The sequence below is a fragment of the Aminobacter sp. SR38 genome (assembly GCF_014843375.1).
Taxonomy (GTDB): Bacteria; Pseudomonadota; Alphaproteobacteria; order Rhizobiales; family Rhizobiaceae; genus Aminobacter; species Aminobacter ciceronei.
In genome coordinates, this window is sequence record NZ_CP062112.1 from 1,784,509 (window position 1) to 1,807,737 (window position 23,229).

22 protein-coding genes are annotated in these 23,229 nt (G+C 64.3%); 14 read left to right on the forward strand and 8 right to left on the reverse strand.

Annotated elements, in window-relative coordinates; translation table 11 throughout:
- The first annotated feature begins 142 nt into the window (after nt 1-142).
- Nucleotides 143-2,194: a bifunctional diguanylate cyclase/phosphodiesterase gene (locus IG197_RS08720; protein WP_192318267.1), complete on the forward strand. Its 2,052-nt coding sequence runs from the start codon at nt 143-145 to the stop codon at nt 2,192-2,194.
- Between the two features lie 8 nt (nt 2,195-2,202).
- Here the strand turns inward: IG197_RS08720 and IG197_RS08725 are convergent, their stop codons facing one another.
- Entirely contained in the window at nt 2,203-3,645 is a 1,443-nt protein-coding gene (locus IG197_RS08725) for a short-chain fatty acyl-CoA regulator family protein (RefSeq protein ID WP_154385328.1), read from the reverse strand.
- A 245-nt stretch (nt 3,646-3,890) separates the two neighbouring features.
- Here IG197_RS08725 and aceA point away from each other — a divergent pair, with 245 nt between their 5' ends.
- The 3 genes from aceA to IG197_RS08740 all read left to right on the forward strand — a co-directional run bounded on the left by aceA (nt 3,891) and on the right by IG197_RS08740 (nt 6,194).
- The gene (aceA, locus tag IG197_RS08730) at nt 3,891-5,180 is read left to right on the forward strand and encodes an isocitrate lyase (RefSeq protein WP_067965225.1); all 1,290 of its coding nucleotides are present in this window, start codon (nt 3,891-3,893) and stop codon (nt 5,178-5,180) included.
- A 93-nt stretch (nt 5,181-5,273) separates the two neighbouring features.
- Nucleotides 5,274-5,516, forward strand: a complete 243-nt coding sequence (locus IG197_RS08735) for a hypothetical protein (protein ID WP_067965227.1) — start codon at nt 5,274-5,276, stop codon at nt 5,514-5,516.
- 231 nt (nt 5,517-5,747) lie between these two features.
- Entirely contained in the window at nt 5,748-6,194 is a 447-nt protein-coding gene (locus IG197_RS08740) for a response regulator (protein ID WP_154385327.1), read from the forward strand.
- Nucleotides 6,195-6,197: 3 nt separating this feature from the next.
- Here IG197_RS08740 and IG197_RS08745 read toward each other — a convergent pair whose 3' ends face one another.
- Entirely contained in the window at nt 6,198-6,908 is a 711-nt protein-coding gene (locus IG197_RS08745) for an HAD family hydrolase (protein ID WP_192318269.1), read from the reverse strand.
- Nucleotides 6,909-7,045: 137 nt separating this feature from the next.
- Between IG197_RS08745 and IG197_RS08750 the strand changes: the two genes are divergently transcribed.
- The 3 genes from IG197_RS08750 to IG197_RS08760 all read left to right on the forward strand — a co-directional run bounded on the left by IG197_RS08750 (nt 7,046) and on the right by IG197_RS08760 (nt 10,045).
- Complete coding sequence (locus tag IG197_RS08750; protein WP_182574789.1) at nt 7,046-8,482, forward strand: glutamine synthetase family protein; 1,437 nt, start codon at nt 7,046-7,048, stop codon at nt 8,480-8,482.
- Between the two features lie 113 nt (nt 8,483-8,595).
- Nucleotides 8,596-9,882: an FAD-binding oxidoreductase gene (locus IG197_RS08755; RefSeq protein ID WP_192318271.1), complete on the forward strand. Its 1,287-nt coding sequence runs from the start codon at nt 8,596-8,598 to the stop codon at nt 9,880-9,882.
- Nucleotides 9,883-9,886: 4 nt separating this feature from the next.
- Nucleotides 9,887-10,045, forward strand: coding sequence for a hypothetical protein (locus tag IG197_RS08760; protein WP_192318272.1), 159 nt, complete (start codon nt 9,887-9,889; stop codon nt 10,043-10,045).
- A gap of 318 nt (nt 10,046-10,363) precedes the next feature.
- Here the strand turns inward: IG197_RS08760 and IG197_RS08765 are convergent, their stop codons facing one another.
- The 3 genes from IG197_RS08765 to IG197_RS08775 all read right to left on the reverse strand — a co-directional run bounded on the left by IG197_RS08765 (nt 10,364) and on the right by IG197_RS08775 (nt 12,981).
- Complete coding sequence (locus IG197_RS08765) at nt 10,364-11,839, reverse strand: HAMP domain-containing sensor histidine kinase (protein WP_192318274.1); 1,476 nt, start codon at nt 11,837-11,839, stop codon at nt 10,364-10,366.
- Nucleotides 11,836-12,510, reverse strand: a complete 675-nt coding sequence (locus tag IG197_RS08770) for a response regulator transcription factor (protein WP_067965239.1) — start codon at nt 12,508-12,510, stop codon at nt 11,836-11,838. Before IG197_RS08770 ends, IG197_RS08765 begins: the two co-directional genes overlap by 4 nt.
- An 87-nt stretch (nt 12,511-12,597) precedes the next feature.
- Entirely contained in the window at nt 12,598-12,981 is a 384-nt protein-coding gene (locus IG197_RS08775) for a hypothetical protein (RefSeq protein ID WP_067965241.1), read from the reverse strand.
- Between the two features lie 271 nt (nt 12,982-13,252).
- Here IG197_RS08775 and IG197_RS08780 point away from each other — a divergent pair, with 271 nt between their 5' ends.
- The 3 genes from IG197_RS08780 to IG197_RS08790 are packed head-to-tail and all read left to right on the forward strand — an operon-like array spanning nt 13,253 to nt 14,923.
- Complete coding sequence (locus IG197_RS08780) at nt 13,253-13,675, forward strand: DUF5602 domain-containing protein (protein ID WP_154385323.1); 423 nt, start codon at nt 13,253-13,255, stop codon at nt 13,673-13,675.
- Nucleotides 13,672-14,199 (forward strand): plastocyanin/azurin family copper-binding protein, encoded by a 528-nt coding sequence (locus IG197_RS08785; protein ID WP_192318276.1) that lies wholly within the window; start codon nt 13,672-13,674, stop codon nt 14,197-14,199. The genes IG197_RS08780 and IG197_RS08785 overlap by 4 nt, the downstream gene beginning before the upstream one ends.
- A 28-nt stretch (nt 14,200-14,227) precedes the next feature.
- Nucleotides 14,228-14,923, forward strand: a complete 696-nt coding sequence (locus IG197_RS08790) for an RNA polymerase sigma factor (RefSeq protein ID WP_192318278.1) — start codon at nt 14,228-14,230, stop codon at nt 14,921-14,923.
- Here the strand turns inward: IG197_RS08790 and IG197_RS08795 are convergent.
- Together IG197_RS08795 and IG197_RS08800 are read right to left on the reverse strand one after the other, a co-directional pair.
- Nucleotides 14,920-16,044: a beta-ketoacyl-ACP synthase III gene (locus IG197_RS08795; RefSeq protein WP_192318280.1), complete on the reverse strand. Its 1,125-nt coding sequence runs from the start codon at nt 16,042-16,044 to the stop codon at nt 14,920-14,922. The two genes, IG197_RS08790 and IG197_RS08795, sit on opposite strands and share 4 nt — an antisense overlap.
- A 109-nt stretch (nt 16,045-16,153) precedes the next feature.
- On the reverse strand, nt 16,154-16,906 hold the full coding sequence (locus IG197_RS08800; RefSeq protein WP_192318282.1) for an SDR family oxidoreductase: 753 nt from the start codon (nt 16,904-16,906) through the stop codon (nt 16,154-16,156).
- 158 nt (nt 16,907-17,064) lie between these two features.
- Between IG197_RS08800 and IG197_RS08805 the strand changes: the two genes are divergently transcribed.
- The 4 genes from IG197_RS08805 to edd all read left to right on the forward strand — a co-directional run bounded on the left by IG197_RS08805 (nt 17,065) and on the right by edd (nt 22,791).
- The gene (locus tag IG197_RS08805; RefSeq protein WP_192318284.1) at nt 17,065-18,411 is read left to right on the forward strand and encodes a hypothetical protein; all 1,347 of its coding nucleotides are present in this window, start codon (nt 17,065-17,067) and stop codon (nt 18,409-18,411) included.
- A 225-nt stretch (nt 18,412-18,636) separates the two neighbouring features.
- Complete coding sequence (gene zwf, locus IG197_RS08810; RefSeq protein ID WP_067965256.1) at nt 18,637-20,106, forward strand: glucose-6-phosphate dehydrogenase; 1,470 nt, start codon at nt 18,637-18,639, stop codon at nt 20,104-20,106.
- Between the two features lie 5 nt (nt 20,107-20,111).
- Complete coding sequence (pgl, locus tag IG197_RS08815) at nt 20,112-20,813, forward strand: 6-phosphogluconolactonase (protein ID WP_192319650.1); 702 nt, start codon at nt 20,112-20,114, stop codon at nt 20,811-20,813.
- A 154-nt stretch (nt 20,814-20,967) separates the two neighbouring features.
- Nucleotides 20,968-22,791 carry a phosphogluconate dehydratase gene (gene edd, locus IG197_RS08820; protein ID WP_154385319.1) on the forward strand — a complete coding sequence of 608 codons (1,824 nt, stop codon included), beginning with the start codon at nt 20,968-20,970 and terminating at the stop codon, nt 22,789-22,791.
- A gap of 39 nt (nt 22,792-22,830) precedes the next feature.
- On the opposite strand, the gene IG197_RS08825 is transcribed toward edd, so the two are convergent.
- Complete coding sequence (locus IG197_RS08825; RefSeq protein ID WP_192318286.1) at nt 22,831-23,181, reverse strand: MliC family protein; 351 nt, start codon at nt 23,179-23,181, stop codon at nt 22,831-22,833.
- Nucleotides 23,182-23,229 lie beyond the last annotated feature (48 nt).

Genomic DNA, 23,229 nt, shown 5'->3' on the forward strand with positions numbered 1-23,229 from the left:
CCAAGTCAACCACGCGCCGTGGCCCAATGGGGTGAAACGGATCGGCAAGATTTGTCTCGGATAAAGCCGGCCAAACTCTGGAACTGCGCGTCGCGCTTTCCGAAAACGTCCCGAGTTTCGGCCGACGCGCAAGGAACCGTTCATGCTGACCGTACTCAACTGCCTCGTCACCGCCCACGACTATCGTTTTGTTGCCGCTGCCCTGGCCATCTGCGCGCTCGGCTGCGTGGTGTCGATGCGCTTGTTCGCCCGTGCCCGCAACGTCCGGCGCGCCAAACACGTGGCCTTCGTCGTCATGGCCGGCCTGGCCGGCGGCATGACGATCTGGACGACGCATTTCCTGGCGATGCTTGGCTTCATTCCCAATGTCGAGCACGGCTTCGAGCCCAATTTCACCGTGCTGTCGTTGGCCTTTGCCATCGCCACCTCGATGGCTGGCTTCATGATCGCCGCCAGCCGCGAACGTGACTGGATGATCGAGGCCGGTGGCGGCGCGATCGGCGCCGGCATCGCGCTGATGCATTTCACCGGAATGCGCGGTTTCGTCGTCGCCGGCACGATCAGCTACGATCCCTCCTTCGTTGCCTTTTCCGTCGCCGCGGGCGCGGCACTCGGCATGCTTGCCACCAACCGTGTGGCGCGCGGCACCACCCGCACCAGCCCCTATGCCGGCATGGCAGCCCTGATCCTGGGCATCGGCATCATGCACTTCACCGCCATGGGCGCGGTGCAGATCACGCCCGACCCACGCCTCGCAGTCCCCAGCCAGCTGATGTCCGACAGCGTGCTGGCGATCCTGGTCGTCCTGGTGACCGTACTTGTGGTGATGCTCGGCGCGGTGACGCACCTGGCCGAAGAGCAGGGTCAGCAGGACGCCGTCGCGCATTTCCGGCACCTGGCCATGCACGACCCGCTGACCGGCCTGCCCAACCGCGCCGCGGTTCGCGACGAGCTGCCGATGCGGCTGAAGCAGGCAGCGGGCACCTCGTTGGCGATCATTGCCGTCGACCTCAACCGCTTCAAGGAAATCAATGACGTCTACGGCCATGCCGCCGGCGACGCAGTGCTGGTCCAGACCACGGCAAGGATGCGTGCAGCGCTGATCGAGGGCGAGTTTTTTGCCCGGATCGGCGGCGACGAGTTCATCGCGGTCAAGCCGTTCACTCGCGAGAACGAGGTGGAGGAGTTCGCCGCCCGCATCAGCGACGCCTTCTCGCGCCCCAACGAACTGGGCAAGGGCCGCTTCTCGATCAGCGCCAGTATCGGCATTTCGGTCTATCCCAAGGACGGCGACAGCGTCGACGAACTGACGACACGCGCCGACCTCGCCATGTACCGGTCCAAGAAGGCGCAGGACGGCAGTTGGTGCTGGTATGATGCCGACGCCGACGAGGACGGCCGCCGCCGCGGCCAGATCGCCATCGGCCTGCGCAGCGCCATCGCCGACAACGCACTGTGTCTCGTATTCCAGCCGCAGATCTCGATGAAGAAACGCCAACTGCTCGGCTTCGAGGCGCTGCTGCGCTGGTCCAGCCCGCAGCTTGGCGAGGTCTCGCCTGCCGACTTCATTCCGGTTGCCGAGCAGACCGGCATCATCGTCGAGATCGGCGACTGGGTGCTGATGCAGGCCTGCCGCGAGGCGACGTTGTGGCCAACACCCATGGGCGTTGCGGTCAACGTGTCGCCGGTGCAGCTGATGCGTCCCAACTTCGCCGAGCGGCTGACCGAGATCCTAACCGAGACTGGCCTGGAGCCGACGCGGCTCGAGATCGAGATCACCGAGACCATGCTGATCGACAATCCGGGCCAGGCTCTGCTTGTGCTGCGCAAGATCAAGGCTCTTGGTGTCCGCGTCGCCATGGACGATTTCGGCACCGGCTATTCGTCGCTGTCGACGCTGTTTTCCTTCCCCTTCGACAAGATCAAGGTCGACCGCAGCTTCCTCAATGCACTCGGCCGCCAGGCCCAGGCGACCAGTGTCATCGAAACGGTCATCGAGCTCGGCCACAAGCTGTCGATCCCGGTCCTCGCCGAGGGCGTCGAGACCGACTTCCAGGCCGCCTTCCTGAAGGACCGGCGCTGCGACGAGGCGCAAGGTTTTCTCTACGGCCGGCCGGTGGATTCCTCCACCGCGCATGCGCTCGCCCAGTCGGGCACATGGCAGGACGAAAACGCCGGCAAGCTGAGCGCCTGATCCGGCGCTTACTGGAAGTCGAAGGCTGAGAGGCCAGTCACCATCTCGTCGAGACCGAGCGGCCGGGTGATCGGCGGCTCGGCGCGCGACAGGCAGCCGGACCGCTCGCAAAGCCGGCAGGCCGGGCCGACTGGGGTCGCTGCCACCAGGCCGGGCTTGGCGCCAACGGCAAGCGCCGGAAGGGCGGCGCCATAGACGATCTCGTCGCGGAAGGCGATGTCGCAGCCGAGCAGGATCGCCGTGCGCCGGGGGCGTTCGCTGAAGGCGCCCTGCGGCCCCTCGAGGGTGCGCGCAACGCAGAGAAATTCGGCGCCATCGGGCATTTCCACCGCCTCGACGAAGATCTGCCCCGGCTGGGTGAAGGCGGCATGGACCGGAAGTTTGGGGCAGCCGCCGCCGAAACGGCTCTGCGGAAAACCTTGCGCGCCTGCCTTGCGGAAGCGGTTGCCGGCGTTGTCGACCTCGAGCATGAAGAACGGAACCGCAGCACTGCCTGAGCGCTGCAGCATGGTCAGACGGTTCGCCGCCTGTTCGAACGACACGCCGAAGCGCGAGCGCAGAACGTCAACGTCGTAGCGCGCCCGCTGGGCGGCCGAATGAAACGCCTGATAAGGCATCATCAGCGCATGGGCGGCGTAGCGGCCGAGCTCGAAGCGGGCGAGACGCTTGGCTTCGTCGGAGGAGAGTTTCAGCGCCTGGATTTCGGCGGCGACGGCGACCTGCATGCGGATCAGGCTCGCCTCCATCGCCACTTCGCGCAGCTGGTCGAAGGGCGACAGGCGCTCGGACAGGAACAGGCGCTGCGAATGGCGGTCGTAGCGACGGCGCCAGTTGGGCATGGTGGCGACCGGCAGCACCTTGACGACGATGCCATGCTCACGCCGCAACCAGCCCTTCAGCGCGCCCAACAGGTCGTCGCCGGGATCGAGCAGCGAGGTGAACGCTTCAGCTTCTTCTTCCAGCGAAGTGAAGTGGTTGGGTCTGCGCTCGAACACCTCGTGCACTTCGTCGATCGGCAACCGGGCACCCGACAGGGCCGTGGTGTGCCCCTCGCGCGCCAGCAGCTCGGTCAGGTCGGACAGGCGCTCGGCCTGCTCGCGATAGGCGCGGAACAGCTTGATCACCGCAGCCGCAGCGTTGGGCGCGGCCTCGGCGATCTCGACCAGTTCCTGGTCGCCGGGCAATTCGCCCGACAGAAGCGGGTCGGCGAAAACCTCTCGAAGTGCTGCGATCGAGCCCCTCGCCTCACCCTGCAGCTCATCCGGATCGACCTTGTAGACCGAGGCCAGCTTGAGGATGAGCTGCACCGTCAGCGGGCGCTGATTGCGCTCGATGAGATTGAGATAGGACGGCGAGATGCCTAGGCCCTCGGCCATCGCCGTCTGGGTCAGGCCCTTCTGGTTACGGATGCGCCGGATGCGCGGTCCGGCGAAGATTTTCTGCTCGGCCATGGCTTTTACACCGAATTTACAACGAAAGCAGGGGGACTAGCCTACCCGACCTTTTACATTCTTTACAAATTTACAGCGGCGTTCTGTCAAACACAACACAGGTTTTCCCTATTATTTGCTGCATTTCGTTGAATTTTCTGGCTGCTTCGGCGCCGCAATGTCAAACAAGTCACATAGAAATCGCCGCAAACAAACCCAAGACGCGGTGGCCGCCCCCAGACCTAAGTGACCAGACGGAGTCGACAATGACCGATTTTTACAACCTCGTCCCTTCAGCCCCGGAAGGCCGTTTCGACGGCATCGAGCGCCCCTACTCGCCGGAGGACGTGAAGCGGCTGCGCGGCTCCGTCCAGATCAAGCAGACCCTGGCCGAAATGGGCGCCAACCGCTTGTGGAAGCTGATCCACGAGGAGAACTTCGTCAACGCGCTCGGCGCCATGTCCGGCAACCAGGCGATGCAGCAGGTCCGCGCCGGCCTGAAGGCGATTTACCTCTCGGGCTGGCAGGTCGCCGCCGACGCCAACACTGCTTCGGCAATGTATCCCGACCAGTCGCTCTACCCGGCCAACGCTGCGCCCGAACTGGTCAAGCGCATCAACCGCACGCTGCAGCGCGCCGACCAGATCGAGACCTCGGAAGGCAAGGGTCTTTCGGTCGACACCTGGTTCGCCCCGATCGTGGCTGACGCGGAAGCCGGCTTCGGCGGCCCGCTCAACGCCTTCGAGATCATGAAGGCCTTCATCGAGGCAGGTGCTGCCGGCGTCCACTTCGAGGACCAACTGGCTTCGGAAAAGAAGTGCGGCCACCTCGGCGGCAAGGTGCTGATCCCGACTGCGGCGCACATCCGCAACCTCAACGCCGCGCGTCTCGCCGCCGACGTGATGGGCACTTCGACGCTGATCGTCGCCCGCACCGACGCCGAAGCCGCAAAGCTGCTGACCTCCGACATCGACGAGCGTGACCAGCCCTTCGTCGACTACGACGCCGGCCGGACCGTGGAAGGCTTCTACCAAGTGCGCAACGGCATCGAGCCCTGCATTGCCCGTGCCATCGCCTACGCTCCGTTCTGCGACCTGATCTGGATGGAAACCGGCAAGCCGGACCTCGAGCAGGCGAGGAAGTTCGCCGAGGCCGTGCACAAGGCGCATCCGGGCAAGAAGCTGGCCTACAACTGCTCGCCGTCGTTCAACTGGAAGAAGAACCTCGACGACGCGACGATCGCCAAGTTCCAGCGCGAGCTGGGCGCGATGGGCTACAAGTTCCAGTTCATCACGCTGGCTGGTTTCCACCAGCTCAACTTCGGCATGTTCGAGCTGGCCCGCGGCTACAAGGATCGCCAGATGGCGGCCTATTCGGAGCTGCAGGAAGCGGAATTCGCAGCCGAAGTGAACGGCTACACCGCGACCAAGCACCAGCGCGAAGTCGGCACCGGCTACTTCGACGCCGTCTCGATGGCGATCACCGGCGGCAAGTCGTCGACGACCGCGATGCACGAATCGACCGAACACGAACAGTTCCGCCCGGCCGCCGAATAGGCCTGGCTCCAGCTCCCCCGGAGGCACAAGGCCTCCGGGCACCGCCCGAGGCAACGCCCGCAAGGGCAAAGGCAACCACCGAGGAGAACCACAATGGCACCGCGTACCCGTGTCAAGGAACGAGCCGAAGAACAGGCGACCACCATGAGCGCCGACCAGCAGGCCGTGATCCGCATCGTCGCCAACGACCTGCACCGCCTGAACCAGTCGGTCATGAAGGCAGTCGAGGCCGGCGTGTCGGTGGAACTGGTCCGCTCGGCCCGTCACCATGGCGGCGACGGAAACTGGGGTGACCTGCTGATACCCGTCATCGTCACCCAGCAGCCACACGGCTGACAAGCGTTCCCTCTGCCCCCACGGATCCCGTCCGCAGCCCCTGCTGCGGACGGGATTTGTCTTTTAGCCACGGCTCATTTGACTACGACCCACCTGTCGAGTTTCTATCGCCTGCTACCAAAGTCGAATGTCGTTTCCAGCGTATTACTTGACACTTCCCGCAGTTGACGCGAACGTAAGGGACCGAACGCAACCCGATTGAACAGACGCCCTCAGCTGTCGGCTAAGCCAATGAAATGGAATGACCCAGATTCGGGCGGCAGTCCGGATGAGAGTGCGCGCACCCTTGAAGGCTGTGTCGCTGACCTGAGCAAGGTGCTCGTCGTCGGACGCTCCCCGATCAACCGCGTCGTCGTTGCCAAGATCGTCGAACGCTCCGGGCTGAAGACGATCTCGGAAGCGCCTGATACGGCAGCTGAGATGCTGCACGCGCTGGCTCCGGGCACGATCATCCTCGACGGCGGCAGCGACAACCGGGATTGCGACGGGCTGATGCAGTCGATCCTGTCGCTGAGGCTGGCGTCCGGCAGCAACCTGCCGTCGGTGATCCTTTTGTCCAACCGCGCCGGCACGCCCGAAAGCCTGTCGCTGTCGAGTGCCGTCGACATCGTCGTCGCCAAACCAATCACCCCGGAGCGGCTGCAGCCCGTCGTCGAAAAGCTGCTCGGCCGCTGCTGAACCTCAGTCGAGGTTTTTCAACAGCTTCGACAGCTCGCCGAGATGCTGCAGCTTGCGGAAACGTGCGGCCGCTGTCGGTTCGTCGACATGCTCGTAGGCCCAGGTCAGGTCGTGGGGGATGTAGACGCCCCAGCTGCCGGCCTCGATCGCCGGCACGACGTCGGACTTGAGCGAATTGCCGATCATCATGCTGCGTGCCGGCCCATCGCCGTGGCTGCTGAAAATGCGCTCGTAGGTCGGCCGCGACTTGTCGCTGACGATCTCGACGGCATTGAAGAAATCGCCGAGGCCCGACTGCGCCAGCTTGCGCTCCTGGTCGAACAGGTCGCCCTTGGTGATCAGCACCAGCCGGTAGCGGCCGGCCAGCGCCTCGAGCGTGTCATGGACATGCGGCAGCGTCTCGATCGGATGGCTCAGCATCTCGCGGCCAGCCGCCAGGATCTTCTCGATCACCGAGGCTGGAACCCGGCCCTCCGTCACCTCGATCGCGGTCTCGATCATCGACAGGGTAAAACCCTTGATGCCGAAGCCATAGGTACCGAGGTTGCGCTTTTCGGCCTCCAGCAGGCGCGACTTCAACTGCTCTGCCTCGCCATGCTCGGCGAGCAATTCGGCAAAATGCCTTTCCGTCATGCGGAAGAACTGTTCGTTCTGCCAGAGCGTGTCGTCGGCATCGAATCCGATGGTGGTGAGGGCGGGCAAAGCAGATGTCATGGCGGATCTCTAGGCCGAAAATCGCATTGAAACCAGCTGATTTCAGCTCGAACCAAAGCAGAATCGCCTGATTGCCCCCCTTTTCTTATTTCATGGCGCCCGGCTATACTCGGCAATCTGCAACGACAATCTGGTGAATGATGCCGCCTGCAAAGAAGGAAGTCCGTCCGACCACTCGGGGGGCTCGCGCCCGCACGCCCGCATTTGTGAAGAACAAGCGTGGTGTGAAGAACTGGAAGGAAGCCTCCGAATGGCTCGAATGGCGCGGTATCGAGGACATAGAGTGCATCACGCCTGACCAGGCCGGTGTTGCTCGCGGCAAGATGATGCCGTCCAGCAAGTTCACCTCCAACACCTCGCTGGCCTTGCCGTCGGCACCGTTCATGATGACGATCTCGGGCGTCTATCCCGAAGATGGCAACGGCTTCGAATACCCGGAGGATGACGGCGACCTGAAGCTGGTGCCAGATCTCTCGACGCTTTCAGTGGTGCCGTGGGAAGACGATCCGACCGCCCAGGTGATCTGCGATCTCGTCCACCAGGACGGCCGCCCCGTCGAATTCACACCGCGCAACGTGCTGAAGCGCGTGGTGGCGGCCTACGAAAAGGTCGGCCTCAGGCCGGTTGTCGCGCCCGAAATCGAATTCTATCTCGTCCGCAAGAACCCCGATCCCGATTACCCGCTGACCCCGCCCGTCGGACGCTCCGGCCGCCCGATCGGCGGCGGTGCCGGCTATTCGATCGCCGGCGTCAACGAGTTCGACGAACTCATCGACGACATCTACCATTTCTCCGAGGCGCAGGGCCTGGAGATCGACACACTGATCCACGAGGAAGGTGCCGGCCAGCTCGAGATCAACCTGCGTCATGGCGACCCGATCGAGCTCGCCGACCAGGTGTTCCTGTTCAAGCGCACGATCCGCGAGGCGGCGCTGAAGCACGACACCTACGCCACCTTCATGGCCAAGCCGATCCAGGGCCAACCGGGCTCGGCGATGCACATCCACCAGTCGATCGTCGACAGGAAGTCCGGCAAGAACATCTTCACCGGCGAGGATGGCACGGAAACCGATGCGTTTTTCCACTTCATCGGCGGCATGCAGCAGCATGTGCCGAATGCGCTGGTGATGCTGGCGCCTTACGTGAACTCGTATCGCCGCCTGACGCAGGCGGCCTCGGCGCCGGTCAACAACAAGTGGGGCTACGACAACCGCACCACGGCCTTCCGCGTGCCGCGCTCGGACCCGGCGGGGCGGCGTGTCGAAAACCGCATCCCGTCCTCGGATGCCAATCCCTATCTGGCGCTCGCGGCATCTCTCGCCTGCGGCCTGATCGGCATGAACAACAAGCTTGTGGCCGAGCCGCCCATCCTGACCACCGCCAACGAGGACGAGATCGACCTGCCGCGCGGCCTGCTTGAGGCCGTCGACCTGTTCGAAAGCGACGACGAACTGGCAACGATGCTCGGCAAGTCCTTCGCCTCGACCTACGCGGCGATCAAGCGCGCCGAGTTCGAAACCTTCATGGAAGTGATCAGTCCGTGGGAGCGGGAGTATTTGTTGCTGAACGTGTGACGAAGCGAATAGCGAGCAGCGGAATAGCGAATAGAAGCGCTCATTTCCCTGTTCGCTACTCACGATTCCCTGTTTGCTCCCATCGCCCGAAATCCCGGAGCCATCTCCGTATCATGCTCTATCAGTCACCTATTTCCCCCGGCTTCTCCTGGTACGAGGACACGGCTGGCCCCCGCCCCGAATATCCGGCGCTTGACGGCGATCGTCAGGCCGATGTCGTCATTATCGGCGGCGGCTTCACCGGGCTTTCGGCAGCGACGCATCTTGCCAAGGCGGGCACCAATGTCGTTCTGATCGAGGCGCATCGCTTCGGCGACGGCGCCTCGGGGCGCAATGGCGGCCAGCTCGGCACCGGCCAGCGCGCCTGGGCCGAGGAGCTCGAAGGCGAGCTTGGCTTCACCCGGGCCAAGGCGCTGTTCGACCTGGCCGAGGAGGCCAAGGCGCACCTGCTCGATTTCACCGCCGCCAACGGCATCGACATCGACTATATGCCCGGCCAGATGTCGGTGGCGCACAAGCCGCGTTATGTCGACGACTACAAGGCCCATGCCGAGATCATGGCCAGCCGCTTCAACTATCCGCATGTCAGCTTCATGGACGCGAGCGAAACCGCCGAGCGGCTTGGCTCGACGCACTACTATGGCGGCACGCGCGACACCGGCACCGGCCACATTCATCCGCTCAAGCTGGTGATCGGCACGGGGCGCGTGGCCGCCGCCGCGGGCGCCCACATCTTCGAGAACACGCCGTCGACTGGCATCGCGTCCCAGGGCGGCAAGGTCAGGGTGACGACGCCGCGCGGCACGATCACGGCACAGAAATGCCTGATCGCGGTCAACGCCTATGGCGGCAAGCTGGAGCCGGTGAGTGCCGCTCATATCATGCCGATCGGCTCGTTCATCGGCGCCACGGTGCCGCTGGGCGCGGATTCGAAGGTCATCCCCGGCGGCGAGTCGGTCGACGACTCCCGCTTCGTCGTGCGCTACTTCCGCAAGTCGCGGGACGGGCGGCTGCTGTTCGGCGGGCGCGAGATCTACGGCGTCAACGACCCCAAGGACATCCACATCCACATCCGCAAGCAGATCACCGAGATTTACCCAGCACTGAAGGATGTCGAGATCACCCATGGCTGGGGCGGCTATGTCGGCATCACCGTGCCGCGCAAGCCGTTCGTGCGCGAGGTGATGCCGAACGTCATCTCGATGGGCGGCTACTCCGGCCACGGCGTGATGCTGTCGAACTTCTTCGGCAAACTTTACGCCGAGGCGGTGGCCGGCAACCGCGACCGCCTCAAGCTGATCGAGGAGCTGAAGATCCCGCCCTTCCCCGGCGGTCGGCGTTTCCGGACGCCGCTCCTTTTCCTCGCCCTCAACTGGTTCGCCCTGAGGGACAGGATATAGCGCCATGGCGGACGAACTGGTCGATCGTATCCACGAAGCGGCCTTCGTTCCGGAAAAGTGGCTTGCGTTGCTCGAAACACACTCGGCCGCCGCCGGATCGGCGTCCGCCGGATTGCTGGTGTTCGACGGCGAGCGGCCGATCGGCGCACTTGCAACCATTTGACCCCGCGATATGTTCGAGGAGTTCGTGACGACCGACCTGTGGCGGAAAAGCGAGCGCATCCGCCATTTCCAGGCCAACCCGATCTCCAGCCTTTGTCCATGCCGACGAGTATTTTCCGCAGTCGATGCAGGCTGCGGATATGGCTACCCGCCGGATGCTGTCGCTGGGGGTCGACTGGCAGGCAGGCACAATCATTGCGCTGCCGACAGGCGAGAGCGGTGTCTTCACCTTCGAACGCCATCTGAAAGATGGGCCCACAGCAAAGAGACGATGTCGCGGCCTCGCCTCCTCCGCCAGCCTCGCCGCCCAGACAGGCCCTCAGCTGACCTGCCTTGCGGCATCCGATTTCCCAGATGACGTCGTCGCCTGCCACAGCGGCAGCTGTAGCCTGATGCGGGCGCCGCGCCACGGGCCAATCAGGATTTCAACGCCGCCGCCATGCAGCCGGGCGATCTCGCGGGCAAGATTGAGCCCGAGGCCGGCGCCGCTATTGCGCGGGCGCAGGCGATAGAACGGCTGGAACACGCGCTCATGTTCGTCGTCGGGAATGCCCGGACCTTCGTCGTGGATCTCAAGCCCGCCTTTCGCGTCCACCACCACCGAAATGATGCCCTCGCCGCCGCCATGGTCGATGGCATTGCGCAAGAGATTGGTGACGGCCTGCTGGATTTGCGACGGCTGGATGTTGACCAGCACGCTCGACGCCGCCGGCTCGAAGGAAAAGTCATAGCCGGCCGAAAGCGCAAGCGGCGCGAAATCGGCGGCGAGATGACGGGCGAACCCGACGAGGTCGACGACCTCGCGGGCGCCCGCGGTCTGGTCGAGCACCTGGCGGTCGAGCAGCTGCTGTGCCAGATGCGACAGGCGTTCGATGTCCTTCAGCAGCCGCGCGCTTTCGGGGTCCTCGCGCAACAGTTCGGCACGGGTGCGCAGGATGGCGATCGGCGTGCGCAGCTCGTGCGCCGCGTCGGTCAGGAAGCGGTTGCGCTGGTCATAACCCTGTCCGAGGCGTGACAGCGCGTTGTTGAAGGCTTCGACCAACGGCGCAATCTCGGTCGGCACCTGCTCGGTCGGCAGTTGCACGGCGCGATTGTCGATGTCGATGCGCTTGGCCTGTCCCGCCGTGGCGACCAGGCCGGCAAGCGAGCGGCGCACGACTGCCGGCGTGGTGACCAGCGTCGTCACGCCCATGACGATGATGACCGGCGAGAGCATGATCAGCACGACGAGCGCCAGGATAGGGATGATCCGGACCCAGATGGGCTGGCCGTCGGGATAGCGGACGACGTCGAAATCGAGGTCGACGTTGATTTCGAGGCCATCGGTCTGGTCGCGCGAGGCCACCGTCGCGGCGATGATCTGCATGCGGCCGGTACGGGTGTCGGCGTTCATCAGCGTCGCCTCGGGAAGGCGCAGTTCCTTATTGAAACCGAGGGTCGCCTTGTTCACGCCCCACAGCAGTTCGCCCGTGCCTTTTGCATAGGCCTCGGGAACATCCCCTTCCCTGAGCACCTCGCCCTTCTCGTCGCGGACGACGAACCAGAGGTGGGGGAACTCTTCCCGGAATTTGCGAAGGTCATCGGTATCCTCGATGACGAGACGACCTTGCGCGTCCCGCGCGATCGCCTCGGCGACAAGTCCGGCTGCCACTTCAGTATCGATGATCAGTCGGGGCTGGGCGATGAAGAACGCCGCGCACAGGAGCGCGATGAAGGTAATCAGCGTCGCCGCCTGGAGGAGAATGAGGCGGCGGACAAGGACCCATTGCAGCGACGTCGGGCGCAGCTTCTTCATGCCACGGCGCGCAAGAGATAGCCGAGATTGCGGATCGCCCTGATCTCGACCCCGGCCGAGACATCGTCGAGCTTGCGGCGCAGCCGCGAGAGGTGGGAATCGAGCGCGTTGGAACCGATCTCGTCGTCCATGGCGTAGACCGATTCTTCGAGCGTCGCGCGCAGCACGGTGCGGCCGGGCCGGCGCAGCAGCGCTTCAAGCGCCAGTTGCTCGCGCCGCAACAGCTCCAGCGGCTTGTCGCCGACGCTCGCCTCGCGATGGTGGAAATCATAGGTGAGCCGGCCGACCACCGTCTGCTCGGAGCGCAGCGCGACAGGGCGGCGATGCAGCGCCCGCAGGCGCGCCATCAGCTCCTCCATGGCAAACGGCTTGACCAGATAGTCGTCGGCGCCTGCGTCGAGCCCGGTGACCCTGTCGTTGAGGCCGCTGAGTGCCGTCAGCATCAACACCGGCGCATCGACACGCAAGGCGCGCAGCTTGGGAATGAGGTCGAGGCCTTCGCCATCCGGCACGCGGCGGTCGAGCACGATGGCATCGTAAGGTCCGAACTCGGCCGCAGCCTCGGCATCGGCAAGCGTGGCAACGTGATCGACGATGACGTTGCGGCGTGCCAGCGCCGATTTGAGCACCGAGGCCATCTCCGGCTCGTCCTCAAGCAGCAAAATGCGCATGCACGTAATCCTTCGATCAATCCCCGGGCCCAGCCAAAGCCGGTAGGGGCATTGGCCCGCCACCGGCACCGGCACAGCCTCAAGCGGTTACTCGCATTCCAGCTTCGGCTTACGGAAGTTGGTGATGTACCAGCGCCCCTCGGACCTTGTGGCGTAGAATGTGTAGAAGCACTCCTGCTGCTCGACATAGCCTGGCGTGGTGTATTCCTCATAACGCGTGCCGCGCCTGGTGTCGCGATACTCGCCGCTGGTCGAGCCGGCGACGGCGTTTGTCGATATCTTGCTCCACTGGTAGGCGCGCTGGCCACGGCCGAGTTCGATCACCGAGGTGGGTGGGCCGTAGTCGATGATGACCGACTCGAGCGGCTGGCCGATATAGCCCTTCATGACGTCCGACTGGCAGCCGGCCAGGAAGATCGCGGCGGCGACGGCAAGTGTGCCGACAGCGCGGCGTGCAGTGCTGAGAGACATGTCTGATCCCAGTTTGTGGATGATGTTCCCGGGCAGCTACGCCGCCAAGATTGCATCTACATTGCAGCGGTCCCGGCGATCGCGGCCGGGATCGGGAATCTCCCTTGTCCTTGGAATTTTACGCGATGCGTTCCCCGAGCATCATCGATGCTGACCTCTGCCTTCACCATGGGCAGGCGGCCGCAAATGCACGGGAACCTTTTTCATCGACCGGCATCCAATGACTGAAGCCACCGCACAATGCGTTGGCGCGCCAGCAGGAGATATCTAGATGAAACTGGTTTCCGCCGCACTTTCCCTCGTGCTCGCGAGTGCCCTGCCCGCGCTTGCTCACGACATTCCCGCCGATGTCGCCAAGTCGCCGCCGGCCGGCGCCTTCAAGGCGGTGAGCAGCCTGGTCAAGCTGCCCGACTTCCTGCCCGGCATGGGCCAACTGTTCGTCGATCCCGCGTCGCTGCCGGCCGGACCGTTCCTCGCCTACGACCATGACGGCAAGCTGGTCAGCACCATCTACATGCTGCCGATCAAGGATCTCAATCCCGACAAGCGCTTCGACGATCTTGCTTCACCGGGCGGCAATGTCGACCACGTCAGCGTCTACTACAATGCCGGCCATCCCGGGGTGGAAGAGCCGCATGCCCATGTCGTGCTGTGGCATGTGGCCAAGGCCGACGAGGCACGGGTGGCGAAATGATCGTCACGCGCAGACGCATGATCGAAGCCGGCGGGGGATTCTTCCTCGCCGCGCTTCTGGCAAGGCCGGCGCTCTCGGCCGGCGCAGTCGACGTCGAGATGCATGGCAAGGATGATGGAGCGCGTGTCTGGTTCGATCCGATCGGCATTCACATCGAGCCCGGCCAGACCATCCGCTGGACCAATCGCGACCCCGGCAATTCGCACACAGTGACGGCGTATCACCCCGACATGTTCGAGCGGCCGCTGCGCATTCCTGTCAACGCCCAGCCTTGGAATTCCGACTATCTGATGCCGGGCGAGACCTTCTCGGTAACGCTGACGGTGCCTGGGGTGTATGACTATTATTGCGTGCCGCACGAGCACGCCGGCATGGTCGGGCGGATCGTGGTCGGCGTGCCGCCTGCACCGGTCAAGACGGCAACAGCGGCAGACCAGACACCGACGCCGCTGCCTGACATCGCGCTGGACGCGTTTCCGCCGGTGGACGAGATCATCGCCAAGGGCATCGTCCGCAAGGCGTGAACGGCGAGCCGGAAACTGGAGCGACAACATGCAACTGGCAATCTTGCGGAAACAGGTCGACCTCGACAGGTACCGCGACGAGGAACTGGTGGCACTCGCGCGTCAAGGTGGCGAGAACGCCATCCGCGCGCTCATCAAACGCAACAACCAGCGGCTTTTCCGCATTGCCCGTGCCGTCACGCGCGACGACGCAGAGGCGGAGGACGTGGTGCAGGAGGCCTATGTCAGGGCCTTTACCCGGCTCGAAAGCTTCAAGGGCGAGTCGCTGTTTTCGACATGGCTCACGAAGATCGCACTCAACGAGGCGATCACGCGTATCCGCAAGCGACGGCCTTCCGGCGAGCTGGACGAACTGGATGCCGCCGCCAATGGAGGCCAGGTGATCATGTTCTCGACATCGCTGACACCACCGGGCGCAGATGCCGAGCTTGGTCGCGGGCAGGTACGCGCCTTGCTCGAACAGGCGATCGACGAATTGCCGGCGGCCTTCCGCATTGTCTTCATCCTGCGCGACGTCGAGGAGATGAGTGTCGACGAAACCGCGGCACAGCTGGCGCTCAAGCCCGAGACGGTCAAGACGCGGCTGTTCCGCGCCCGCAAGCTGATGCGGGCAGCGATCGAAAAACGCCTGTCGAGCGGCTTTGCCGAGTTGTTCCCGTTCAATGGCTGGCGCTGCGAACGCATGGCCGACCGGGTGGTCGAGCGGCTGCGCGGCGAGGCTTAAAGCTTCCTGACGATCACGCTGCCGGCGGAGTAGCCGGCGCCGAAGGAGCAGATCACGCCGAGGCTGCCAGTGGGCAGGTCGTCGGAGAATTTCGAGAACGCGATGATCGAGCCGGCGGACGAGGTATTGGCGTAGTCCTGCAGCACGTTGGGCTGCTCTTCGCGGCTCGGCTCGCGACCCAGCACCTTCGAGCCGATCAGGTCGTTCATGCCCTTGTTGGCCTGGTGCAACCACAGCCGCGACAGGCCTTGCGGCTCGATGCCCTGCTCCGCCAGATGGCCGAGCATCAGTTCGGCCACCATCGGCACCACCTGCTTGAACACCTTGCGGCCTTCCTGGTGGAACTGCATGTCGCGGCGATCGGCCATGTGGCCTTCGCGGGTGCGGCGCAGGAAGCCGTTGTTGTTGCGGATGTTGTTGGAGAACTCGGTGAGACAACGGGTGGCCAGCACCTCATAGGCATAGTCCGTCTTCACCTCGTCGGCGCGCTGCAGGACGACCGCCGTGCAGACATCACCGAAGATGAAGTGGCAATCGCGGTCGCGCCATTCCTGATGCCCGGAGGTGATCTCGGGATTGACCATCAGGATCGCCCGGGCCGAGCCGGTGCGGATCATGTCTGATGCCAGCTGGATGCCGAAGGTCGCCGACGAGCAGGCGACGTTCATGTCGAAGGCAAACCCCTTGATGCCGAGCGCCTGCTGCACCTCGATGGCGACAGCCGGATAGGCACGCTCGTGGTTGGAGGCCGCGCAGATGACCGCGTCGATGTCGGCGGCGGTCAAGCCCGCCTTCTTCATCGCCTCATCGGCTGCCTTGACCGAAATCTCGGCCATCAGCGACAGCTCGTCCTCGGCGCGCTCAGGCAGCACCGGGTGCATGATGCCGGGATCGAGAATGCCGAACTTGGAGACGACATGGCGGCGCTCGATGCCAGAAGCCTTGACGATGAACTCTTCCGACGACATCGCCATCGGCTCGCGGTCGCCCGCCTCGATGGCGTCGGCGTGCAGCTTGTTCTGGCGGTGGGCATATTCGTTGTAGGAGGCCACCAACTCGGCGTTGGTGATGACTTCCTCCGGCGTGAAGATGCCGGTCCCGCTGATCGCAACCCTGTGCATGGCGTTTCCCATTGGTTTTGAGCCATTGGAATAGGGTTCAGGCAGCAGCGGTCAAGCTTTGCGACCACAATTTCAGGTCGAAAGCGCGGTTACCTCGCGGCAGAAATGCTCAAATGCAGCGCCCGCCATCCACTTCCATGGCCACGCCGGTGATCAGAGAGGCCTCGTCGGAGACCAGGAACAGGGCGGCGTTGGCAATGTCGAGCGGGGTCGAGAAACGGCCGAGTGGGATCGACGCCTTGAACTTTTCGCGGATCTCGGGCGTGTCCTTGCCCATGAACTTTTCCAGCATGCCTGTCTCGCCAGCGACCGGGCAGAGGCAGTTGACGCGGATGTTCCTGGGCGCGAGCTCGACCGCCATCGACTTGGTCGCGGTGATCGCCCAGCCCTTGGAGGCATTGTACCAGGTCAGGCCCGGGCGCGGTCTCAGGCCGGCGGTCGAGGCAGTGGTCAGGATCGCACCGCCGCCCTGGCGCTCCATGATCGGCACGACCGCGCGCGCGGCATGGTAGATCGCCTTCATGTTGACTGCGGTGATCAGGTCGAAGACGTCTTCCTCGACATCGACGAGATCACCGTTGCGGTGGGTGTAGCCGGCGTTGTTGACCATGATGTCGATGCGGCCGAAGGCACTTTTGGTGGCGTAGACCAGCTCGTCGAATTCGGAGCGCTGCGACACGTCGGTCGTGATTGCGATCGCGCCATTGCCGATCTCGACCGCGACCCGCTCGGCCTCCCTGGAGTTCAGATCGGCAACGACGACCTTCGCGCCCTCCTCGGCAAAGCGCCTGGCCATGCCTTCGCCAAAACCGGCGGCACCGCCCGTGATGATCGCGACCTTGTCCTTGAGCCTGTCCGCCACGTTACGCCCCTTTCGAATCGAACCCTGTCACCAGCCACTCATCGAAAACGAAAACGCCTCGGTCAGCAACAGACAAGCAGTTGCCGCGGAGTGCTCGGCTTGCGGCACACTTCAAACAATTCTAAAGTAAATGTCTGCCTCTGGGTGGGGACGCAAGCATGAAACTTCGTTTCTTATTTGCATTGTTTTCAGCAAGTGCAGGTCTGTTCATCGGCTTCCAGCAAGCAGCGAATGCAGCCTGCATGGTGCCGAGCTACAACCAAAAGCGCGGCATACCGCCCGGCTTCACCGAGGCGCAGGGCTTCAAGGGCCGCTTCGACTTCCCCGCAAGCACCAGTGAACCACTTCCGGCCTTCCTGTCGATCGACTTCACCCAGGACTGGCGCGCCTATATCCAGGCGGTGCTCGACTATTCGTTCGAGGGCAACATCGCCGTTGACTTCGACGTTGCCGACAACAATGTGCGCAACTGGTATCATGCGCTCTGGATGCATCCGGGCAATTCGGGACGGGAATTCCTGCACGGCTTGACCAAGGAACGCGCCACCGACCCGGAACAGCTCGCCGAGGGCGTGACCAAGTCCTTCGACACATGGGCGGTCGGCTTTTACAATGCGCTCGGCGCCACCACCTTCGCCAAGGTGTGGGACGACCCGTGCAGCCCCAAGATCGACGACATCTATTTTCCCATCGGCACGACGACGTTCAAGCTGCTGTTCACCACCGCCACGGCAACTGACATCCCCTATCTCGCCGGCGCACCGGAATGGGAAGGTGACATCGGCCGGGCGCCCAACCGCATCGGTAAGCTGCATCTCTATCAGATCGACATCGCCGTGCGCGACCCGCGCTCGCTGCAAACCGGATGGGTGTTCGGCACCTTCGTCTGCCAGGGCAGCGTACCCGGCACCGATCCGTGGAAAAAGCTGGTGCCGGTCGGGCTGAGCTGGGGCAACGACCGCTTCGTGCCGCCGCCGGGACAATTGCGCCAGAACGTGCTCAACGAAACGCTCGAGGGAAAGATCTATGGCTGGGCCGGGCGCAAGGAGCTTGGCTGGGGTGGGCGCGTCAACGGCCCGGCCGACAACCAGATCAGCTCCTGCGTTTCGTGCCACGGTTCGGCGCAATATCCGCGCAGCGACGATTTCGGCAACTTGCCGCGGCAGCCGGCGACGCCGGTCGATTACCAGCGCCGGCTCTTGGAGTATTTCCGCGACATCTTCGCCGGCGGCGTGTTCGACGGCGAGTCGCGTTACTTCGGCACGCAGACAGCTGTCTTGGCGCGGCCGCTCGACTATTCGCTGCAGTTGCAGGTCGGCATCGAACGCATGTGCGCGACGGTCACCGCGCGCGAGGCGCCGTTCAATGACGGCACGGTCCCGGTCCCGCCGGTTTGCCCGACACCTCCTGCTGTCGTGGCTGGCGGCCCCGAAAGCCTCTCGGCCGGACCGGCGCTTGCCGATCGCGACGACACGATCGACGCCCTGCTGGAGCCGATCAGATAGTGAGCCGGGCTACATGGCGGCAGGGATGCACGGCAGCATCTCCGGCATCGGGTACATGCCTTGCAGCCCGAAACAACCTATCTTCGGCTGGCGCCACGGCTTCGTCTGGACCACTATCAAATCTTCGCGTGTGACACCGTGGCACTGGCTTTTGGGCTGGCGCTTTTAAATCGATTAGATTATATCAGGCGGCGACGCGACGACCGTCTTGAAATTGGAACGATCATGACCAGCCAGATCATCCCCGTCGATCCTTTCGACTTCATCATTTTCGGGGGCACCGGCGACCTGTCGGAACGCAAGCTGTTGCCGGCGCTCTATCACCGCCAGCGCGACCACCAGTTTTCCGAGCCGACCCGCATCATCGGGGCGTCGCGCACCAAGATGGACGACAAGGAGTTCCGGGCCTTCGCCAAGAAGGCGATCTCGGATCACGTGAAGCCCGAATATATCGAGGAAAAGGAACTCGCGACCTTCCTCGACCGGCTGAGCTACGTCACCGTCGATGCCAAGTCGGGCGACGGTTTTGCCGAACTCAAGAAGTCGCTTGCCGACAGCAAGCGCATCCGCGTCTTCTATCTCGCTGTGGCCCCCAGCCTGTTCGGCGACATCTCCGACCACCTCAAGGCGCACAAACTGGTCACTTCGGATTCCCGCATCGTCGTGGAAAAGCCGATCGGCCGCGACCTCGAGTCGGCCAGGGCGCTGAACGACATCATCGGCGACGATTTCGGCGAGCACCAGATCTTCCGCATCGACCACTATCTCGGCAAGGAGACGGTGCAGAACCTGATGGCGCTGCGCTTCGCCAACGCGCTCTACGAGCCGCTGTGGAACTCGGCCCATATCGACCACGTGCAGATCACGGTGGCCGAAACCGTCGGCCTGGAAGACCGCGTCACCTATTACGACAAGGCTGGCGCCTTGCGCGACATGGTGCAGAACCACATGCTGCAGTTGCTCTGCCTCGTCGCCATGGAGGCACCGGCCTCGATGGAGGCCAATGCTGTCCGCGACGAAAAGCTCAAGGTTCTCAATGCACTGAAGCGGGTCAACGGCAACGAGGCACCAAAGCAGACGGTGCGCGGCCAGTATCGCGCCGGCGCATCGGCCGGTGGCCCGGTCAAGGGTTACATCGAGGAGCTGGGTGCGGAGAGCAACACCGAGACCTTCGTCGCCATCAAGGCCGAGATCGCCAACTGGCGCTGGGCCGGCGTGCCGTTCTATCTGCGCACCGGCAAGCGGCTGGCCTCGCGTGTCTCCGAGATCGTCATCGAGTTCAAACCGATCCCGCACTCGATCTTCGGCGAGAGCGCCGGTCCGATCTTCAACAACCAGTTGGTCATCCGCCTGCAGCCCGACGAGGGCGTCAAGCAGTTCATCATGATCAAGGATCCAGGCCCGGGCGGCATGCGTCTGCGCCAGATCCCGCTCGACATGAGCTTCGCCCAGTCCTTCGACGGGCGCGCGCCGGATGCCTATGAGCGCCTGATCATGGACGTGGTGCGCGGCAACCAGACGCTGTTCATGCGCCGCGACGAGGTCGAGGCAGCATGGAAGTGGATCGACCCGATCCAGCACGCCTGGGAAGGCAGTCGCCAGGAAGCCCAGGGCTATACCGCCGGCACCTGGGGTCCGTCGGCGTCGATCGCGCTGATCGAGCGTGACGGCCGCACCTGGCATGAGAGCAATTGAGCGCCATGGCTGGCATTGCGCCCCACTGGAACGAGTTTGAGACGCGCGACGCGTTGGCAGCTTCGCTGGCCGATGTTGTCGCCGACACTCTGCGCGCGGCGATCTCGCGGCGCGGCGAAGCGTTCCTGGCCGTTTCCGGTGGCTCGACGCCCGGCCGGTTCTTCGCAGCTCTGTCGCGCGAAGAGCTCGACTGGGGCAAGGTAACGGTGACGCTTGTCGACGAGCGTTTCGTTCCAGAGACCTCATCACGTTCCAACGCATCGCTTGCCAAGGCTAACCTGCTGCAGAACGCGGCGTCCGCCGCCCGTTTCGCGCCGCTGTTCCAAGAGGCAACGAGTGTCGAGGGCGGCGCGCGCCTTGCGGAGTCCGCGCTGAAGCCCCTGCCCTGGCCGCTCGATGCGGCGATCCTCGGCATGGGCGGCGACGGCCACACCGCTTCGTTCTTCCCCGATGCTGTCGGGCTCGACGCCCTGCTCGACCCGGCTTCGTCCCGGCTGGTGATGCCGGTTCATTCCGACAGCGCCGGCGAGCCGCGGCTGACATTGACGCTGCCTGCGCTGGTGGGCGCCGGGCTGGTCGTCGTCCATATCGAGGGCGCGGAAAAGCGCAACGTCATCGAGGCGGCACTGGCCACCGACAAGGCCCTGCCGATCCACACCGTGATCGACCGGGCGCCGCGCGCCGCCGAGATCTACTGGGCCCCCTGATCGGGACCCGGCCGCGCCGAGCTCCTCCATGGGGCCGCGGCGCCGCGAATGCCGAAATCGAGCATGGTCCGGCGCAATCGGCTGCGCCATCTGCCGGTCCATGCCAGCCCGAAACTCCTCCCGGTTCGGGCCCCGCGTTGAAAGGACTGAGGCCATGACAGCCAGGAACGACATCCAAGCCATCACCGAGCGCATCCGCGAACGCTCGAAGGTCAGCCGCGAAATCTATCTCGACCGCGTCGACGCGGCAGCCGGCAAGACCGCCAATCGCGGCGTGCTATCCTGCGGCAACCTCGCCCACGGCTTTGCCGTCTGCAGCCCTTCGGAGAAGGTCGCGCTCGGCGGCGACAAGGTCGCCAATCTCGGCATCATCACCTCTTACAACGACATGCTGTCGGCGCATCAGCCGTTCGAGACCTATCCGCAGCTGATCAAGGACGCGGCGCGCGAAGCCGGCGGCATCGCCCAGGTGGCCGGCGGCGTTCCCGCGATGTGCGACGGCGTCACGCAAGGGCAGCCCGGCATGGAGCTGTCGCTGTTTTCGCGCGATGTCATCGCCATGTCGGCCGCAATCGGCCTCAGCCACAACATGTTCGACGCCGCCGTCTATCTCGGCGTCTGCGACAAGATCGTGCCGGGCCTGGTGATCGCGGCGCTGACCTTCGGCCACCTGCCGGCAGTGTTCGTGCCGGCCGGACCGATGACGTCAGGCTTGCCGAACGATGAGAAGGCCAAGGTTCGCCAGCTCTATGCCGAAGGCAAGGTCGGCCGCGCCGAGCTGCTCGAAGCCGAGTCCAAGTCCTATCATGGACCGGGCACCTGCACCTTCTACGGCACCGCCAACTCCAACCAGATGCTGATGGAAATCATGGGCCTGCACACGCCAGGCGCCTCCTTCGTCAATCCTGGAACACCGCTGCGCGATGCGCTGACCCGCGAGGCGACAAGGCGGGCACTCGCCATTACCCATCTCGGCAACGCCTACACACCGGTCGGCCGCATGATCGACGAGCGCTCGGTGGTCAACGGTGTCGTCGGCCTGCACGCCACGGGCGGGTCGACCAACCACACCATCCACCTGATCGCCATGGCCGCCGCTGCCGGCATCCGCCTGACCTGGCAGGACATCTCCGACCTGTCGGATGCAGTGCCGCTGCTTGCCCGCGTCTACCCGAACGGCCTGTCCGACGTGAACCACTTCCAGGCAGCCGGCGGCATGGGCTTCCTGATCCGCGAACTGCTCGACGCCGGCCTGCTGCATGAGGACGTGCAGACTGTGTGGGGCGAAGGCCTGCGTCCCTATGCCGTCGAAGCCAAGCTCGGCGCCGACGGCTCGGTGGTGCGCGAGGCGGCACCCAAGGTCAGCGGCGACGAAAAGGTGCTGGCGCCCGCCGCCAAGGCGTTCCAGCCGACCGGCGGCCTCAAGGTGCTGGGCGGCAATCTCGGCCATGCCATCATCAAGACCTCGGCGGTCAAGCCCGAGCGCCGCATCATCGAGGCGCCGGCGCTGGTGTTCGACAGCCAGCAAGGCCTCAACGACGCCTTCAAGGCCGGTCTTCTCGACCGCGATTTCATCGCCGTCATCCGCTTCCAGGGCCCCAAGGCCAACGGCATGCCGGAACTTCACAAGCTGACCACCGTGCTCGGCATCCTGCAGGACCGCGGCCACAAGGTGGCGCTGGTCACCGACGGCCGCATGTCGGGTGCCTCAGGCAAGGTGCCGGCGGCGATCCATGTCACGCCGGAAGCGCTCGAAGGCGGGCCGATCGGGCGGGTCCATGACGGCGACATCGTCAGGCTCGACGCCGAGGTCGGCACGCTCGAGGTCCTGGTTCCCGCCGGAGATCTGGCGCTGCGTCCTGAACCGGTCTGCGACCTCTCGGGCAACGAGCACGGCATGGGCCGCGAGCTGTTCGCCGGCTTCCGCCAGATGGCCGGCCGCGCCGACCACGGCGCAAGTGCCTTCGGCACGGCCTAGTCCAAAAGCCGAGGCTCTACCCCGAGGTCGAGCCTCTCGCTACTTCACCGCCTCGCACGACATCACCGCCGGTGCATCCTCGCCCTTGGTCAGGTCGTAGAGATCGGCATTGTCGCCCTTGGTCCACCAGACATAGTTCTGGCCGGCATATTTGGCGCCGCTGGCGCTCAGCACGGTGACGGCCACGACCGTCCGGTCACCGACGTTGAGCACGGCGAGCGAATTGTCGCCGGCATTGACGTATTCGGCCTTCACCGTCTGGTCGCCGCATCCATAGTCGACCGCGTTGCGCTCGACCTTTGCATCCCCCGGCAGATCCAGCGTGACGGTCGAAGCCATTGCCGCACTGGTCGCAGCGGCGAGAATGATCGCAGTGATGCTCAAGCGCATGACGGTCTCCTGAAATGCTCGTCATGCGACGATAGCACGCCGAAACGG